The following is a 16589-nucleotide window of genomic DNA, read 5'->3' as shown; positions in this document are numbered from 1 at the left end:
TTGCTTAAACTAACTGACTCATTATGAAATTAAAACTACTTTACACCTGTATGGCCATTACAGGTTTTGCAGCAACCGCCCTTGCGCAGGAAACTGTAGACCAGGCCGCCACGCAAAAAATACGCGAGGAAGGCATGAACCACTCCAAGGTAATGGAAACCGCCTTTTATTTAACCGATGTATCGGGCCCGCGTTTGGCTAACTCGCCGGGTTTAAAACGCGCGCAAGCCTGGGCTGTTAACCAGCTAAAAAGCTGGGGACTGTCAAACTCCAAATTAGAGCCCTGGGGTAAATTTGGTAAAGGCTGGGAAGTTCAAAAGAATTACGCGGCTATAACCGTGCCTTACTACCACGCCATTATAGCTATACCTAAAGCCTGGACACCCGGCACCAACGGCGCTATAAAAAGCGATGTTATTTTGGTAAAGGCCGATAGCCTTGCCGAGTTGGACAAGTATAAAGGCAAGCTGGCTGGCAAAATTGTAATATTTGATACTCAAAACACCTTAAAACGTTCTGCCAAGCCCGATCTGGAGCGTTACACCGACGAACAATTGGCTGAGATGGCTGCTGCTAAACCACAGCCGGCCGGCCAGCGCAGGGCCTTCGACCCAAATTCGCCGCAGTTTGCCGCCATGCGTAAAGCCAGGGCAATGCGTGCTGCCATGAGCCAGTTTTTGGTTGACGAAAAGGTTGGCCTGATACTTAGCCAGGGCCGTGGTACAGATGGCACAACCTTTACAACCAATGGCGCATCGTATGCCGATACAGCCAAAGCCGTTGCGCCAGAGCTGGAAACAAGCGGCGAAGATTACCTGCGCATTTTGCGCCTTGTAAAATCGGGACAAAAAGTTGAAATGGAAGCAGACGTTAAAACCCAGTTTGTAACCGACGATTTGCAGGGGTACAACGTGGTTGCCGAAATACCCGGCACCGATAAAAAGTTAAAAGAGCAGGTTGTGATGATCGGCGGTCACCTCGACTCATGGCATGGTGCAACCGGCGCAACCGATAATGCCGCAGGCAGCGCGGTAATGATGGAAGCTATGCGTATATTAAAAACCATAGGCTTTAAACCAAAGCGTACTATCCGTATTGCATTATGGAGCAGCGAAGAGCAGGGCTTGTTCGGGTCGCGCAATTATGTCCTTAATCACTTTGGCGATCCTAAAACTATGGTGCTAAAACCCGAGCAAAAAACATTAGATGCTTACTATAACCTTGATAACGGTACCGGTAAAATTCGTGGTATTTATTTGCAGGGCGATAGCGCGGCAGGGCCAATATTTAATGCATGGCTGGCACCATTTAAAGACCTGGGCGCTACAACTGTTACCATAGGTAACACAGGCGGTACCGATCACCTTGCGTTTGATGCGGTTGGCCTGCCGGGCTTCCAGTTTATACAGGATGCAATGGATTATGGTACACGTACCCATCACAGCAACCAGGATACTTACGACAGGCTTAGCGAAGATGACCTGAAGCAAGCCGCTACCATTGTAGCATCGTTTGTTTACAATACATCAGAACGTGCAGAAATGATACCGCGTAAAGCGTTGCCAACCCCGCCACCTGCGCCGGGCAAGTAATAACACAAACTCCAAAAGTAAAGCCTGTTGAATATTCAACAGGCTTTTTTATTATACAATTTGCTTATGGCCGATGTTTATATGTAGATTGGAGGTAAAAAAACATTCATTTATTTAACATCTAATATTGTATTGATAAATGCATCAACAATTACCTTTTATACTTGCGCTTATAGCGGCGATCGTGCTGATAGAAATGCTGGCTTCCAGGCTACGCATTGCCTATCCAGTATTGTTAGTGGTAGCAGGGTTACTGATTAGTTTTATACCCGGGCTGCCGGTGGTGAAGATCGACCCGAATATGATCTTCTTTATATTTTTACCACCTTTATTATTTGACGCATCATGGAGCATTTCTTTTAAAGAGATGAAAAAATGGTGGCGCATTATCGGGAGCTTTGCTTTTTTAGTAGTGTTGTTTTCGGCATTTGCCGTTGCTATACTCACTAATTATTTTATACCGGGTTTTACAATAGTATTAGGGTTTTTACTGGGAGGGATCGTATCCCCTCCGGATGCGGTAAGTACCGGGGCTATTATGAAATTTGTAAAAATGCCAAAGTCAACGGTTGCTATCCTGGAGGGCGAAAGTTTACTGAATGATGCTTCGTCGCTTATTATTTTCAAGTTTGCTTTAATAGCCATAGGCACAGGGCAGTTTATTTTTCATGAAGCGCTGCTTGATTTTTCGTGGATGATAATTGGTGGTATTGGTATCGGGCTGCTGTTTGGGTGGCTATTTTTGCAAGCACATAAGCGCTTGCCTACTGATGCCTCTTCTGACATCGTGCTAACACTTATCGAACCTTATTTCCTTTATTGGGTTGCCGAGCAAACTCACAGCTCGGGTGTGTTGGCTGTAGTGTCGGGCGGCCTGTTTTTGTCTACGCGCAGGCTTTTCTTTTTAAACAGTGCCAGCCGTATAAAAGGTTATAGCGTTTGGGAGTCGTTTATTTTTGTGCTTAACGGAATTGTTTTTATGATCATAGGCCTGGAGCTGCCCGAGATTGTGGACGGGCTTCGTGCAGACGGCGTTGCTTTACATACAGCTATTATTTACGGTGCCTTAGTAACGTTAATTTTAATTGCTGCCAGAACCATCAGCTCGTACGCCGCGTTGCTTGCTACCCTTTTATTTAGGCCGGGCGTGGCCCCTCACCGGGGAAACCGGCGCAGGATGTTTCGCATACCGCTTTTGTTAGGTTGGACAGGTATGCGCGGGGTGGTATCCCTGGCAGCAGCTTTGGCAATTCCTATTACGCTGCATGGGGAGCCGTTCCCTCATCGCAGCCTTATTCTTTTTATCACTTTTGTAGTTATATTACTCACATTGCTGATACAGGGGCTAACACTTCCGTACATTATAAAACGATTTGATTTTGCAGGTTATACAAATGATATCCCGGAGGAAGAAGCTAAATTGGAGGTAAGAAATAAGCTGGTGATAGAAACAGTCAGGCTGTTAAAGGACCTGCACAAAAAAGGTTTGTGCGGCGATTTGCACTTACTATATATGATTGAACAGTGGGAGCGCAAATTAGACCAGCCGGAAAGACAGCGGCTAAGCGATGAATCGAAACGAAACTACCTGGAACTGTTGGAGCAGCAAAGAATTTTTTTAGGCGAATTAAATAAAAATCCCGAGTTGGATGAAGATATCGTTCGCTTGCAGATCTATCAGATCGATTTGGAAGAAGAACGTATCAAATTATTTTAATAACTATCCAACATTGCACGTTTACCCTTGCCGTTTAAATAATCGCGTTGCAATAAAGGTTAAAATCGCTTTTAAGAGGCTATAATATGCGTGTTATCCCTTTTAATAGCGTATTTTTTAACCTGGGCGGCAATACCGGCTGCATCATAACCACATTCGGCCCAAAGTTCGGGTTGTTCGCCATGTTCAATTACCTTATCGGGGATGCCTAAACGGGTTACCTGTGCCTTGTAATTGTTATCGGCCATAAACTCTAACACAGCAGTGCCCATGCCACCTTCCAGGCAGCCGTCCTCAACGGTAATTATGTGGTTAAATTTCTTAAACACCTCGTGCAGCAAGGCTTCGTCAAGGGGCTTTACAAAACGCAGGTCGTAATGGGCGGGGTAATAACCTTCCAAATTCAGGTTAGTTATAGCATTCGCGGCCTCGTTGCCAATAGCGCCTATAGTTAAAACGGCTACTTCTTCGCCATCGCAAACCTTACGGCCCTTGCCAACAGGGATAGCCTTCATTGGGCGTTGCCAGTCTACCATTACACCGTTGCCACGTGGATAGCGTATCACAAACGGCCCCATGTTGTCCTGCTGGGCAGTATACATCAGGTTGCGTAATTCCTCCTCGTTCATGGGTGCCGATACCGTCATGTTAGGTATGCAGCGCATAAAGGCAAGGTCGTAAGCGCCGTGGTGCGTTGCGCCGTCGGCACCGGCAAAACCGGCGCGGTCAAGGCAAAAAACAACGTTTAATTTCTGTAGGGCAACATCATGTATTACCTGGTCATACGCCCGCTGCATAAAACTGGAGTAGATGTTACAAAAAGGCACAAGCCCTTGTGTGGCTAACCCGGCGCTAAACGTTACCGCGTGCTGCTCGGCAATACCCACGTCAAAAGCACGGGTGGGCATGGCCTTCATCATCAGGTTTAACGAGCAGCCTGATGGCATGGCCGGCGTAATGCCCATTATCTTAGGGTTCTGCTCTGCCAGTTCTATTATGGTATGCCCAAACACATCCTGGTATTTAGGAGGCTGCGGTTTATCATTTTTAGATTTTTTGATCTCGCCGGTTATCTTATCAAACAAACCGGGGGCGTGCCATTTGGTCTGGTCTTTTTCGGCCAGGGCATAACCTTTGCCTTTTACCGTAACGCAATGCAATAATTTGGGGCCGGGGATATCGCGAAGGTCGCGTATTAATTTAACCAGGTGTTTTACGTCATGGCCGTCTACCGGGCCAAAATACCTGAATTTAAGCGCTTCAAAAAAGTTGCTACGTTTAAGCAACGTGCCTTTTATGCTTTTTTCTATCTTCTTAGCTATTTTAAAGGCATCAGGGCCCATTGACGAGATCTTGGCCAGTACAGTGGCAATATCATCCCGGAAACGGTTGTAAGGTTTTGATGTGGTAATATCAGTTAAATACTCTTTTAGCGCACCCACGTTAGGGTCTATCGACATGTTATTGTCGTTCAATATCACCAGCAGGTTCGAGTTTTCGATACCGGCGTGGTTAAGCGCTTCAAAAGCAAGGCCGGCTGTCATGGCGCCATCGCCAATAACGGCTACGTGCTGCCTGTCGGTTTCGCCTTTGTACTGCGATGCAACAGCCATACCCAATGCTGCCGATATAGATGTAGAAGAGTGGCCCACGCCAAAGGTGTCGAACACGCTTTCGCTGCGTTTTGGGAAACCACTTAAGCCTTTATAAATACGGTTGGTGTGAAAGTTTTCGCGGCGGCCGGTTAGTATTTTATGGCCGTAAGCCTGGTGGCCTACATCCCAAACCAACTGGTCGTAAGGGGTGTTTAATACATATTGCAGGGCTACTGTAAGCTCAACAGTACCCAGGCTGGCCGCAAAGTGCCCCCCGTTTACCGATACTACATCAATAATATACTGGCGCAGCTCGTTACAAACCTGTTCAAGTTCATCTTCCTTAAATTGCTTTAAATCAGAAGGATAGTTAATGCGTTTTAAAAATTCACCGGCGGGTACCTGCATTGGATGATATTCACTCTGTTATAACTTACAAAGTAAGCTATTTAATTGCTAATAATTGGAATATATTAAAGGTAATTATTGTTTTGAATTTAACAATTTATAATTTTTTAAATCGTAAATAGCTGTATTTTTGGCACATGACCGAAGATGGGTTCTCCATAAAGTTATCGCAGTTTGAAGGCCCCTTTGATCTTTTGCTGTTTTTTATAGAGCGGGATGAACTCGACATCCACGATATCCCCATCGCTAAAATTACCGACGATTTCCTGAACTACATTCACCAGATGACGGTTTTGAACATGGAGCTGGCCAGCGAATTTATCTTTGTTGCCGCTACGCTGATGCGCATTAAAGCCAAAATGCTGCTGCCACGCTACAATGCCGATGAGGAAGAGAACGAGATGGATACCAAAGAGGGGCTTATCCGTAAACTTATCGAATACAAAAAATTCAAGGTGCTTTGTGAGGAGATCCGCCCTTTTGAGGACGAGCGTTTTAAACAGGAAAAACGCGGAAATATCAAACTCGACCTGGAGCAGGTAGAAAAGGTTACCGTACCCGGTGAGGAACTATCGGACCTGAACCTGTACAAGTTAATGATGGTGTATAACCGGCTGATGCGCCAGTACCTTACCCGTACCGAAGAAGTGCACCATACCGTTGTGCAATACCCATACACTATAGAGCATCAAAAGGAGGCTATTAATAACCTGCTGCGCATCAACAAAAAAATGGATTTTAAGAACATCGCCGGCAACAGCGAGAACAAAGTGCATTTTGTATATAATTTTTTAGCCGTGCTGGAGATGCTTCAGCAGGAAATGATAGATATAACGATAGGGTTGGGGTACAACAATTTCTGGATTTCGCCGAAGGGCTGAAAGCTAAAAGACTAAAGCCGAAAGCTTTTTGCTTTGGACTTTCAGCTTTTAGCTTCTAATAACTAACTTAGCGCCGTTTTACACACAACAATGAAAAGAGACAAATTAATATTCAAGCTGTTAGACGAAGAGCAGCAACGCCAGGAAGAAGGAATTGAGCTTATTGCATCAGAAAACTTTGTAAGCAAGCAGGTGATGGAAGCAGCAGGTTCTGTGGCTACCAATAAATACGCCGAAGGCTTACCGGGCAAGCGCTATTACGGCGGCTGCGAAGTGGTTGATGAAATTGAGACCATTGCTATTGAGCGTGCCAAACAATTGTTTAACGCGGAGTGGGCAAACGTGCAGCCGCACAGCGGCGCGCAGGCCAACGCGGCAGTAATGCTTGCGGTGCTAAACCCCGGCGATAAAATATTAGGATTCGATCTTTCTCATGGCGGTCACTTAACGCATGGTTCGCCGGTTAACTTTTCGGGTAAACTGTACGAGCCGCATTTTTATGGTGTTGTAAAAGAAACCGGCCTTATTGATTACAAACAGCTTGAAAAAGTTGCTTTAGCAGAAAAGCCTAAACTGATCATCTGCGGCGCATCGGCATACTCGCGCGATTGGGATTACGCCTTTATCCGTAAAGTTGCCGATAAAGTTGGCGCTTTGGTACTGGCCGATATTAGCCACCCGGCAGGTTTAATTGCCCGTGGTTTATTAACAGATCCGTTGCCGCACTGCCATATTGTTACCACTACTACACACAAAACCTTACGCGGCCCGCGCGGCGGCCTTATTTTATTGGGTAAAGATTTTGTAAACCCATGGGGCTTAAAAACACCAAAAGGCGAGGTGAAGATGATGTCGGCCTTATTGGATATGGCCGTGTTCCCGGGTACGCAGGGCGGCCCGCTCGAGCATATTATTGCTGCCAAGGCAATTGCCTTTGGCGAAGCTTTAACCGATGGTTACATGAAGTATATTGCCCAGGTAAAACTAAACGCTGCCGCCATGGCGAAAGCATTTGTTGCCCGGGGATATGATATTATATCAGGCGGTACCGATAACCACTTAATGCTGATAGACCTTCGTAATAAAAACATTACCGGCAAAGCAGCCGAGAATGTACTGGTTAGCGCGGATATCACCGTTAATAAAAACATGGTGCCATATGATGATAAATCGCCATTTGTAACTTCGGGCATACGGGTTGGCACAGCGGCCATTACCACACGCGGTTTAAAAGAAAAGCATATGGAAACCATTGTTGACCTGATAGATGCCGTATTAATTGATCCTGAAAATGAAACATCCATCAAAAAAATTCGTAAAAAGGTTCACAAGCTGATGGAAGACTTCCCGTTATACAGGGATAAAGATTAGCACTGATAGATGGGGATAAAGCAGGGACACTCTTTTGATATGGAGAACAGGCGTTTAAACGCCCTGGACTCGTACGACGTGCTGGATACGCTGCCCGAGAAAGAGTACGACGCTATAACCCGCCTGGCATCGTATATATGCCAGGCGCCTATTGCCCTTATCACCTTAATTGATGGCGAAAAGCAGTGGTTTAAATCGAAAGTTGGCCTTGAAATAAACGAAACGCCCCGTGCCGACGCATTTTGTAATTACACCATACAGGGCGACGAGATATTTGAGGTGCCCGATGCCTTAGTGCATGACGAGTTAAAAGCTAATCCGTTTGTTGATACTAATGATGGGATCCGTTTTTACGCGGGTGCCCCGCTCATAGATCCCGAAGGCTTTCGCCTGGGTTCGCTTTGCGTAGTTGACCATATCCCCCGTAAATTAACCGCCGAACAACGCGATGCGCTGCGCACGCTTGCCGACGAGGTGATGTCGCACCTTACCCTGCGCAAGCAAAAAAAGGAACTCGAAAAAAGCCTTGAGGTACATAAAGAGTTTTCTAACCTGTTCAACAGCTCGTCAGAGATCCATTTTATAGCGGGTGCCGATTCTAATATCGAAACCATTAACGATGCTGTTTTGCCTATTTTGGGTTACACGCCGCAACAGGCAATGGGTAAATCGTTGTGGGATTTTGTTGTGGGCAAAAACCGCGAGCAATACGTCCCGCTTATTGAAGAAGCCGTGAGGTCGCAAAAGCCCTTTGAACTGGAAACCAAAACAGTAACCGCAGGGGGCGAAGTAAAGCATATTAGCTGGACAGCGGTTAACAAAGGTGGTAAATGGTATGCCAGCGGGCGCGATACAACCTATCAGCAAGCCCTTATCGACCAAACCCGGCAGCTATCGTTAGTAGCCAGCAAAATACGTAACGGCGTTGTGATAAGTAACGCTGATGATGAGGTGGTTTGGATAAACGACGCCTTTGAACATATTACAGGTTACACTTTACAGGATGTAGAAGGGAAATTTTTAGGCGAAGTTTTAAAAGGTAAACCAAAGGATGCCGAAGCAGAAAGAATATTGATAGAGGCAAGGGATAAAAACCAGCCTTACGAAGTAGAGCTATCTATGGTAAGTAAGGATGGCCGGCCTTTGTGGATACTGGTTACTAATACAGTGCTTTATAATAGCGAAGGCGGATTAGAAAAGTATATCCGCATCATCACCAACATTACAGCCCGCAAGCGTGCCGAAAGTGATGTGGAGATACTGTCATTCGCCGCACGTAAATCGCCAAGCGGTATTATGATACGTGACGACAAAGGCAAGATAATTTGGATGAACGAAGCCCTTGAACACATTATTGGTTATACCCTTGAAGAACTAAAAGGGCAAACGGTAGGCACAAAACTGATTGGAAAAGAAACCAACCTGGAGGTTTTCCAGGCAGCTGTAGAGGCTGTTAAAGCAAATAAACCTTACGAGGTAGAAATAAAGATCTATAAAAAGGACGGATCTAACGCTTGGGTATTTATATCAAATAGCCCGCTGTTTAACGAAGTTGGCAGCGTTGAACGCCAGATAGGCGTAATGGTTGATATAACCGAACGTAAAAAAGTAGAAGAAGAGCTTACCATGCTATCGCTTGTGGCCAGCAAAACAACCAGCGGCGTGGTTATCAATAACAGCGATGGTAAAGTAGAGTGGGTGAACACCGCCTTTGAACACATTACCGGCTACAGTTTAAATGATGTTAAAGATAAGCACCTGGGCGATTCGCTTAAAGGTGAGCTGACAGATGTTTCCATTATACAAAAAACACGCGAACTATCTGCAAAAAAGCAATCGTTCGAGGTAGACCTGCTGATATACCGAAAAGATGGGCAGCCACTTTGGATATCGGTTATCAACTCGGTAATAATGGGCGAAAACGGTAAGGTTGATAAATACATTGAAACCATTATTGACATTACCGCCAAAAAGAAAGCCGAACTTGACCTGATAGCAGCCAAAGAAGAAGCGCTGCAGCTTAACCGCGCCAAAGATATGTTTATAGGCGTAATGAGCCACGAGATACGTACGCCACTGAACGCGGTTATCGGCATGTCGCACTTGTTGCTGAATGATGACCCGCTGGAATCGCAGAAAGAAAATTTAAGCATTCTTAAATTTTCGGCCGAAAACCTGATGACCCTGATAAACGATGTGCTCGATTTTACAAAGATAGAGACGGGGAACATCGAACTGGAGAAAGCAAAGGTTGATATCCGCGAGATGATCCAAAGCATCATCGGCTCGATGAAATATAAGGCGCACGAAAAGGATATTTACCTTACTTATACCGTTGATGATGCTGTGCCGCCCATTGTTATAGGCGATAGGGCAAGGCTTATTCAGATATTATTGAATTTAGTAAGTAATTCTGTTAAATTTACCGCCAAAGGGGGTGTAAATATCGACCTGAAGATAATTGAGCAAAATGATGATACCGTACGTATACGTTTTGGCGTATCAGATACCGGGATTGGTATTGCTAAGAACAAATTAAACACCATATTTGAGTCGTTTAAACAGGCAGAAGCCGATACAACACGTAATTATGGTGGCACGGGGCTTGGGTTAGCTATAAGTAAGCGCTTAATTGAACTGCACGATTCTCGTATAAACGTAGACAGTGTACTTGGGGATGGTTCAACATTTTGGTTTACTATTACTTTTAATAAGCTGGCCAACCATACTATTAATAACAACAAAAAAGTGGAAACAGGATTAAGTATTAATGTACTTGTAGTTGACGACAACCAGATAAACAGGTTGCTGATCAATAAGGTACTGAAAAAATGGGGGGCAACCGCCGATTTTGCCGAGAACGGACAGGAGGCTATTGATAAGCTTGAACTGCATAAAAACTTTGATGTTGTACTGATGGATATACACATGCCGGTAATGGGCGGCTTAGAGGCTGCCGGCGTTATCCGCGCCAAGGCCGACGCTTATTTCCAAAACCTGCCCATTATTGCCCTAACCGCATCTATGCTGAGCAACCAAATGGGGCAAATAGAAGATGCCGGTATGAACGATTACATCCTGAAACCCTTCGACCCAACCACCCTATTCGAGAAACTGAGCAGGTATCAGAAGCAGTAAGTGTGGCCCCCTAATCCCCTGAAGGGGGAATAGTATTTAATGATCTTTTTGTCATGCTGAGCGATAGCGAAGCATCTAAACGCGTGATGCTATCAAAGTTGCAAATCAAATCCCCTTAATCTGAAGAATCCACTTAATCCCGGTCTACTCCGCATAAGCAATAGTCGCTATACTTAGCTTCAGCCCCGGTACCTTAAGTAATTCGATCCCGCATGCTTCCAGCGTTGCGCCGGTGGTAACGATATCGTCAACAAGCAGCACATGTTTATGTTCAAGATCTTTTGGGCGGGCTACAGCAAAAACTTCCTGCATATTTTGGAACCGTGCAAACCGCGATTTGTGGGTTTGCGTTTTGGTGGATACTGTACGTATCAGATTATCCGGTTCTACAGCCGCATTTAACTTATCGGCTAACCCTTCGGCAAAGCAGGCGCTTTGATTGTACCCCCGGGTTTTTAAACGTTTTTTATGCAGCGGCACCGGGATAATATAATCAACCGTGCTGAACACAGAGTTTTGTAATAGCTGCTGGCCGGCAATATTCCCCAGCAAATTACCTATCCGGTGCATGCCATTGTATTTAAACTGGTGCACCATGTTTTGCACTTTGCTGCCTTTGTTGAAATAATAAAGGGAGTAAGCCGCCTCAATGTTAAGTTTACCCCAAAACTGTCGCGCAACAATATTATCGGGCTGCTGGTGAAAATTGGTGAATGGTAAATTATAAAGGCAATCGGTGCATAAAATATCCTCGTTTGCTACCAGGCTGGCCCTGCATGCCGCGCAAAGCTGCGGGAACAGCAGCGAAACAAAATCGGCCAGGTAAGTGCGTAATAAGGGCATTTTATATATGATATAGCAATATCAAATAAAGTGGATGTTTAATGTAGTATAAGGCTTAATACGTTCAAAATCTTTGAAATTACATGTGTAAAGATCAGTGCAATGCTGCTCGGCAATTGCAGTATGCAAGCAGTCATTAAAATCCTTAAAACCAATGATTTTAGCAAGTTCTGTTGCTCTGTTAAATGCAACTAAGCCGTATTCTGCCGGTTGTAAGGCTATCAGGAAATCAATATTTAATGAAATAGATTCTATTGGTTGATTTAGTTTCCCCAATACAAAGGCTGTTTCTTGAATGCTTAGCCAGGATATGCTTAGTTTGTTATCCTCAACAAATTGATCAAGTAAATTTTTCACCTGCAAATGTAAGGAAGGGTTTTGCTTGATCATCGAATGAATTAGAACGTCCGTATCAACGTAAAACATATTTATATGCTGCCAGGGTTTTGTGAAGCATCTATTAGGGTGCGAATATCGATATCCGGAGATATAACGGGAGCGTTATTGCTGTTCGCTTCAATCATTTGCAGCAGCTTCTTTTTATTCTTTACAGGGGTTTTGTTGTTTACCGATTTAACAGTAATTTCTAATTCCTGCCCTGTAAACATAGATTTTAAAGACTCTAAAAAATCCAGGCTTAATTCTTTTGCTTTCAGTCTGTAAGTTGTTTGCATAACTATCAAATATAATTAATAAAAAACAAAAGCAATAGTTTAGCTCATTTAGTATTAAGCCTTTGCAACTTCCTTTTCCTTCTCATTAATAGCCAATTGCCCGCAAGCGGCGTCAATATCCTTGCCACGGCTGCGGCGCAGGTTGGTGTTAATGCCCTGGCTGCGCAGGTAATCGGCAAAGGCTTCTACCTTATCTTCACCGGCATTAATAAATGCCGCCATCGATATGGGGTTGTATTCAATAATATTAACCTTGCAGGGCAGGTGCTTGCAAAAACGTGCAAGTTCCATGGCGTCCTGCAGGGTGTCGTTTACCCCATCAAAAATAATATACTCGTAAGTAACCGGGTTTTTGGTTTTGGCAAAGTAGTATTTTAAAGCGTCGGCCAGCGCTTTCAACGAGTTTTGCTCATTAATGGGCATTATGGTGTTGCGCTTTTCGTCGTTAGCGGCGTGTAACGAAAGGGCCAGGTTAAACTTTACTTGGTCGTCGCCCAGTTTACGTATCATTTTAGCAATGCCCGCTGTAGACACCGTTATGCGCTTTGGCGACATGTTCAACCCATCCTCCGCCGTTATGCGCTCTATCGATTTTATCACGTTGGCATAATTAAGCAAAGGTTCGCCCATGCCCATATACACAATGTTTGATAATGGGATACCATAATTTTCGCGGGCTTGCTTATCAATCAACACCACCTGGTCGTAAATTTCGTCGGGATTAAGGTTGCGTTTGCGGTCCATATAACCCGTAGCGCAAAATTTACAGGTAAGGCTGCAGCCCACCTGCGACGACACGCAGGCCGTCATGCGGTCGGTAGTCGGAATTAAAACACCTTCAATTAGGTGAGTATCATGTAATATAAAAGAATTTTTTATAGTTTTATCAGCACTAACCTGTGATGTATTTATTTTAACATTGTTAATTACAAATTTGTCATTAAGTTTAGTACGGAGTTCTTTTGAAATATTGCTCATTTCGTCAAAAGAGATGCATGATTTTTCCCAAAGCCATTCATAAACCTGTTTAGCCCTAAAGCTTTTTTCATCCATGCTGATGAAATGTTGCTGTAAGGCTTCGGGGCTTAGGCTGCGGATATCTATTTTATCTTTTTTGTTGTTCACAATGCAAAAGTACTTAAATTTAAAAAATCTGTTCTTTTTTTAAAGTCATTCTTTTCTAACATTAAAAACAATAACTAAAAGTTAATTGTAATTGATGTATGGATTGGATTTAAAAAAAACATTGCTGATGCTAAGTTATATTTAATGAAAAGTTTTAAAGCCGATTACGTTTACCCTGTTTGTGCCGATCCGATAAAGAATGGAATTGTAACTGTGGATGATAATGGAACGATCATTTCAGTTACCGACGACAAAACCCCTCCAGCATCAAACACCCCCATAGAACAAGTTAACGGTATAATTGTACCGGGTTTTATAAACACCCATTGCCATACCGAGTTATCGCATATGAAGGGCATGATAGCAGCCGGGGGCGGGCTCATCAGTTTTATAAAAGATATATTGTCCTCAAGAAGCGCCGAAGCAGCCGATATGCTCGCCGCTGCCGAAGCAGCCGACCAGCAAATGTATAATAATGGTATAGTTGCCGTTGGCGATATTTCAAACACAGGCATTACCGCCCCTATAAAAGCCAAAAGCAAACTTTACTACCACACTTTTATCGAAATATTGGGGTTTTTACCCGAAAGTGCTGATAGCCTTTTTGAAAAAGCGCTTGAAACCGCCGAAGAATTTAAACCACAGCCAACATCGATAACCGCGCATGCGCCGTATTCTGTTTCTAAAGAATTATTTAAGCTGATCAAGAAACATTGCGATACCGGCACAAACCTGTTAAGCATCCATAACCAGGAATGCGAGGATGAGAATAAATTTTACAGGTACAAACTGGGCGGGTTTATTGATCTGTATAAACATATGGGGGTCGATATCGGGTACTTTCGCCCGCAGGCGCGTAACTCCCTGCAGTCTATTATCCCACTTTTAACAAACAGGCAAAAAATATTGCTGGTACATAACACCTGTACCAACTTAAAAGATATTTACTTTATTAAACGGTTCGATCGTAAAATAAACTGGTGCTTTTGCCCTAACGCTAATATATACATTGAAAAGCGCTTACCTAAGATAGAGCTTTTTGTAAATCAGGGCTTTAATATCACCCTGGGTACCGATAGCCTCGCCTCAAACAGCAAGCTTTGTATTTTGAGCGAAATGAAAACGCTGCAGCAAAACTTCCCATCGTTAAGTATTGATACCCTGTTGGAATGGGGCACTATAAACGGCGCCAGATTTTTAGGGATAGATAGCGACAAAGGCACTATAGAAGCCGGCAAAACTCCCGGATTAAACCTGCTTACCGGTTTAGACGGGGTTAAACTCACCCCCGATACCAGCGTTAAAAAACTGGTTTAAATCCGTATTAGGTTGATTGCGTTGGATTAAGTTAATTTGCATCCAACAAAATAGCGGATGAGTGCGTTTAAGAAAAAGCGCTCATTCAAAAAATCAACCATTCGCAAAATGATGAAACACCTGGATATAACGGTAAAGGGCAAAGTGCAGGGCGTATCTTTCAGGGTGGGTGCAAAAGCCGTAGCCGACCAGCTTGGCGTGCGTGGCTTTGTAAAAAACGAACTTAACGGCGATGTATTTATAGCTGCCGAAGCAGATGATGTTATGATGGAGATGTTTGTAGAGTGGTGCCACGAAGGGGCCGAACATGCCGTAGTAACCTCGGTTGAAACCCATGAGGGCGAATTGAAAAACTATCGTAATTTTGAGGTCGTAAAAAAGAGTTTATAAACGCTTACATTTTCCTAATTGTCAACAGCTAAAAAATTTGCCGGGCAAACCGCACTTTATGGTTTAAGTACTATTGCCGGCCGGGTACTTAATTTTTTTTTAACACCTATCTACACACGCACCTATCCTGCTAAAATATACGGGGTATTTGGTAACCTTTATGCCTATGCATCAATGCTTAATGCACTTTTGTCGTTTGGTATGGAAACCACATTTTTCAGGTACCTAAACAAACGGGCTGATGATAAGCAGTTGGTTTACAACAATACATTTGGCGCTATACTTATTGTATCATCAGTATTTTTCCTGTGTACCTTTCCGCTTGCCGGCGTAATAACCAACTGGATAAGAATAGGCAACGTAACCCCGCTGCCCGATTATATTTTATACATTAAGTTTTTTATAGGCACGCTTATACTTGATGCCTTGTGCGTAATACCTTTTGCCAAATTGCGCGCCGATGGCCGCCCCGGGCGCTATGGTCTGCTTAAGCTTATCAATATTATTATTTTTGTAGGCCTAAACCTCACCTTTATATATGTAATACCCTTTATTATTAATCATGGCTTGCCCGGCGGTGCATGGATGAGCACCTGGTTCAGAAAAACCTGGGTTGGCTACGTTTTCCTTTCAAATTTAATTGCCAGTGCGGCAACATTTTTAATGCTGCTGCCCGAGCTTATGAAACTGCAGCCAAAGTTTAGCCGGGCCTTGTTTGCCGAAATGTTAATATACAGCTGGCCGGTGTTAATAGCCAATTTCTCGTTTCTGGTTAACGAAAATTTAGACAAAATACTGCTTGGCAAACTGCTACCCGAAGATATCAGCGCCCAGCAGGTAGGTATATACACAGCTTGTGCAAAAATATCTATCTTCCTCAGCATCTTTGTAAACGCCTTCAGGCTTGGGGCCGAGCCATTCTTTTTTAGTCACGCTAAAAATAAAAATGCCACCCATACCTACGCCCGGATAATGAATTACTTTGTTATTGCCGTATGCCTGATATTTGTTGCACTGGTAGCTAATATAGATCTGCTGAAATATTTTATAAAAGGGAAGGATGCTGCCCAAACGGAATTTTATTGGTCAGGTATAAAGGTTATCCCGGTGTTGTTGTTTGGTTATGTAAGCCTGGGTATTTACATGAATTTATCTGTTTGGTACAAGCTTACCGATCAAACCAAATACGGGTTGTACATTTCAGGCATAGGGGCTTTACTTACCATTGTTCTTAACGTTGTTTTTATACCTTATTATGGTTACATAGCGTCGGCATGGATCTCATTGGCTGCTTATGCCAGTATGATGATAATGTCGTACCTATGGGGGCAAAAAAATTACCCCATACCCTATGATATAAAAAAGAACCTGGGTTATATTATAATATCGGTCGTGCTCGTTTATCTGTCATTCAGCGTATTTAAGCGTAATATATATATAGGTAATGGGTTGTTAATTTTATTCGGCTTAGGGGCTTTATTTAACGAACGCAAAGAACTAAAAGCTATCTTTAGCAGATAATACACCGGTGTAATAAT

The 16589-nt window shown here is 43.7% G+C and carries 13 protein-coding genes; 8 read left to right on the top strand and 5 right to left on the bottom strand.

What is annotated here, in order from left to right; genetic code table 11:
* Positions 1–23: 23 nt before the first annotated feature.
* Together EWM62_RS18445 and EWM62_RS18440 are read left to right on the top strand one after the other, a co-directional pair.
* Positions 24–1592, top strand: a complete 1569-nt coding sequence (locus tag EWM62_RS18445; protein ID WP_129878154.1) for a M28 family metallopeptidase — start codon at positions 24–26, stop codon at positions 1590–1592.
* A gap of 139 nt (positions 1593–1731) precedes the next feature.
* Positions 1732–3309, top strand: coding sequence for a Na+/H+ antiporter (locus EWM62_RS18440; RefSeq protein WP_129878153.1), 1578 nt, complete (start codon positions 1732–1734; stop codon positions 3307–3309).
* 71 nt (positions 3310–3380) lie between these two features.
* On the opposite strand, the gene dxs is transcribed toward EWM62_RS18440, so the two are convergent.
* A complete protein-coding gene (gene dxs / locus EWM62_RS18435) occupies positions 3381–5312 on the bottom strand; it encodes a 1-deoxy-D-xylulose-5-phosphate synthase (protein ID WP_129878152.1) in 1932 nt (643 codons plus the stop codon).
* A 137-nt stretch (positions 5313–5449) separates the two neighbouring features.
* Here dxs and EWM62_RS18430 point away from each other — a divergent pair, with 137 nt between their 5' ends.
* The 3 genes from EWM62_RS18430 to EWM62_RS18420 all read left to right on the top strand — a co-directional run bounded on the left by EWM62_RS18430 (position 5450) and on the right by EWM62_RS18420 (position 10702).
* Positions 5450–6193, top strand: a complete 744-nt coding sequence (locus EWM62_RS18430) for a segregation and condensation protein A (RefSeq protein ID WP_129878151.1) — start codon at positions 5450–5452, stop codon at positions 6191–6193.
* Between the two features lie 90 nt (positions 6194–6283).
* Positions 6284–7564 (top strand): serine hydroxymethyltransferase, encoded by a 1281-nt coding sequence (gene glyA / locus EWM62_RS18425; protein WP_129878150.1) that lies wholly within the window; start codon positions 6284–6286, stop codon positions 7562–7564.
* Positions 7565–7573: 9 nt separating this feature from the next.
* Positions 7574–10702: a PAS domain-containing protein gene (locus EWM62_RS18420; RefSeq protein ID WP_129878149.1), complete on the top strand. Its 3129-nt coding sequence runs from the start codon at positions 7574–7576 to the stop codon at positions 10700–10702.
* A 144-nt stretch (positions 10703–10846) separates the two neighbouring features.
* Here EWM62_RS18420 and EWM62_RS18415 read toward each other — a convergent pair whose 3' ends face one another.
* The 4 genes from EWM62_RS18415 to rlmN are packed head-to-tail and all read right to left on the bottom strand — an operon-like array spanning position 10847 to position 13344.
* Positions 10847–11545, bottom strand: a complete 699-nt coding sequence (locus EWM62_RS18415) for a ComF family protein (RefSeq protein ID WP_129878148.1) — start codon at positions 11543–11545, stop codon at positions 10847–10849.
* A 21-nt stretch (positions 11546–11566) separates the two neighbouring features.
* The gene (locus EWM62_RS18410; protein WP_129878147.1) at positions 11567–11971 is read right to left on the bottom strand and encodes a type II toxin-antitoxin system VapC family toxin; all 405 of its coding nucleotides are present in this window, start codon (positions 11969–11971) and stop codon (positions 11567–11569) included.
* A gap of 2 nt (positions 11972–11973) precedes the next feature.
* Positions 11974–12219, bottom strand: a complete 246-nt coding sequence (locus EWM62_RS18405) for a hypothetical protein (protein WP_129878146.1) — start codon at positions 12217–12219, stop codon at positions 11974–11976.
* A 54-nt stretch (positions 12220–12273) separates the two neighbouring features.
* Positions 12274–13344: a 23S rRNA (adenine(2503)-C(2))-methyltransferase RlmN gene (rlmN, locus tag EWM62_RS18400; protein WP_129878145.1), complete on the bottom strand. Its 1071-nt coding sequence runs from the start codon at positions 13342–13344 to the stop codon at positions 12274–12276.
* A 144-nt stretch (positions 13345–13488) separates the two neighbouring features.
* On the opposite strand from rlmN, the gene EWM62_RS18395 reads away from it, so the two are divergent.
* The 3 genes from EWM62_RS18395 to EWM62_RS18385 are packed head-to-tail and all read left to right on the top strand — an operon-like array spanning position 13489 to position 16572.
* Positions 13489–14661, top strand: a complete 1173-nt coding sequence (locus EWM62_RS18395; RefSeq protein ID WP_129878144.1) for an amidohydrolase family protein — start codon at positions 13489–13491, stop codon at positions 14659–14661.
* A 57-nt stretch (positions 14662–14718) separates the two neighbouring features.
* Positions 14719–15051 carry an acylphosphatase gene (locus EWM62_RS18390; RefSeq protein ID WP_238989390.1) on the top strand — a complete coding sequence of 111 codons (333 nt, stop codon included), beginning with the start codon at positions 14719–14721 and terminating at the stop codon, positions 15049–15051.
* 18 nt (positions 15052–15069) lie between these two features.
* Positions 15070–16572 (top strand): lipopolysaccharide biosynthesis protein, encoded by a 1503-nt coding sequence (locus EWM62_RS18385; protein WP_129878143.1) that lies wholly within the window; start codon positions 15070–15072, stop codon positions 16570–16572.
* Positions 16573–16589 lie beyond the last annotated feature (17 nt).

This window comes from Mucilaginibacter terrigena (assembly GCF_004168255.1).
In the GTDB taxonomy this organism is placed as follows: domain Bacteria; phylum Bacteroidota; class Bacteroidia; order Sphingobacteriales; family Sphingobacteriaceae; genus Mucilaginibacter; species Mucilaginibacter terrigena.
Note: the sequence above shows the minus strand (reverse complement) of the source record. Positions and strands in the feature narration are given on the sequence as shown.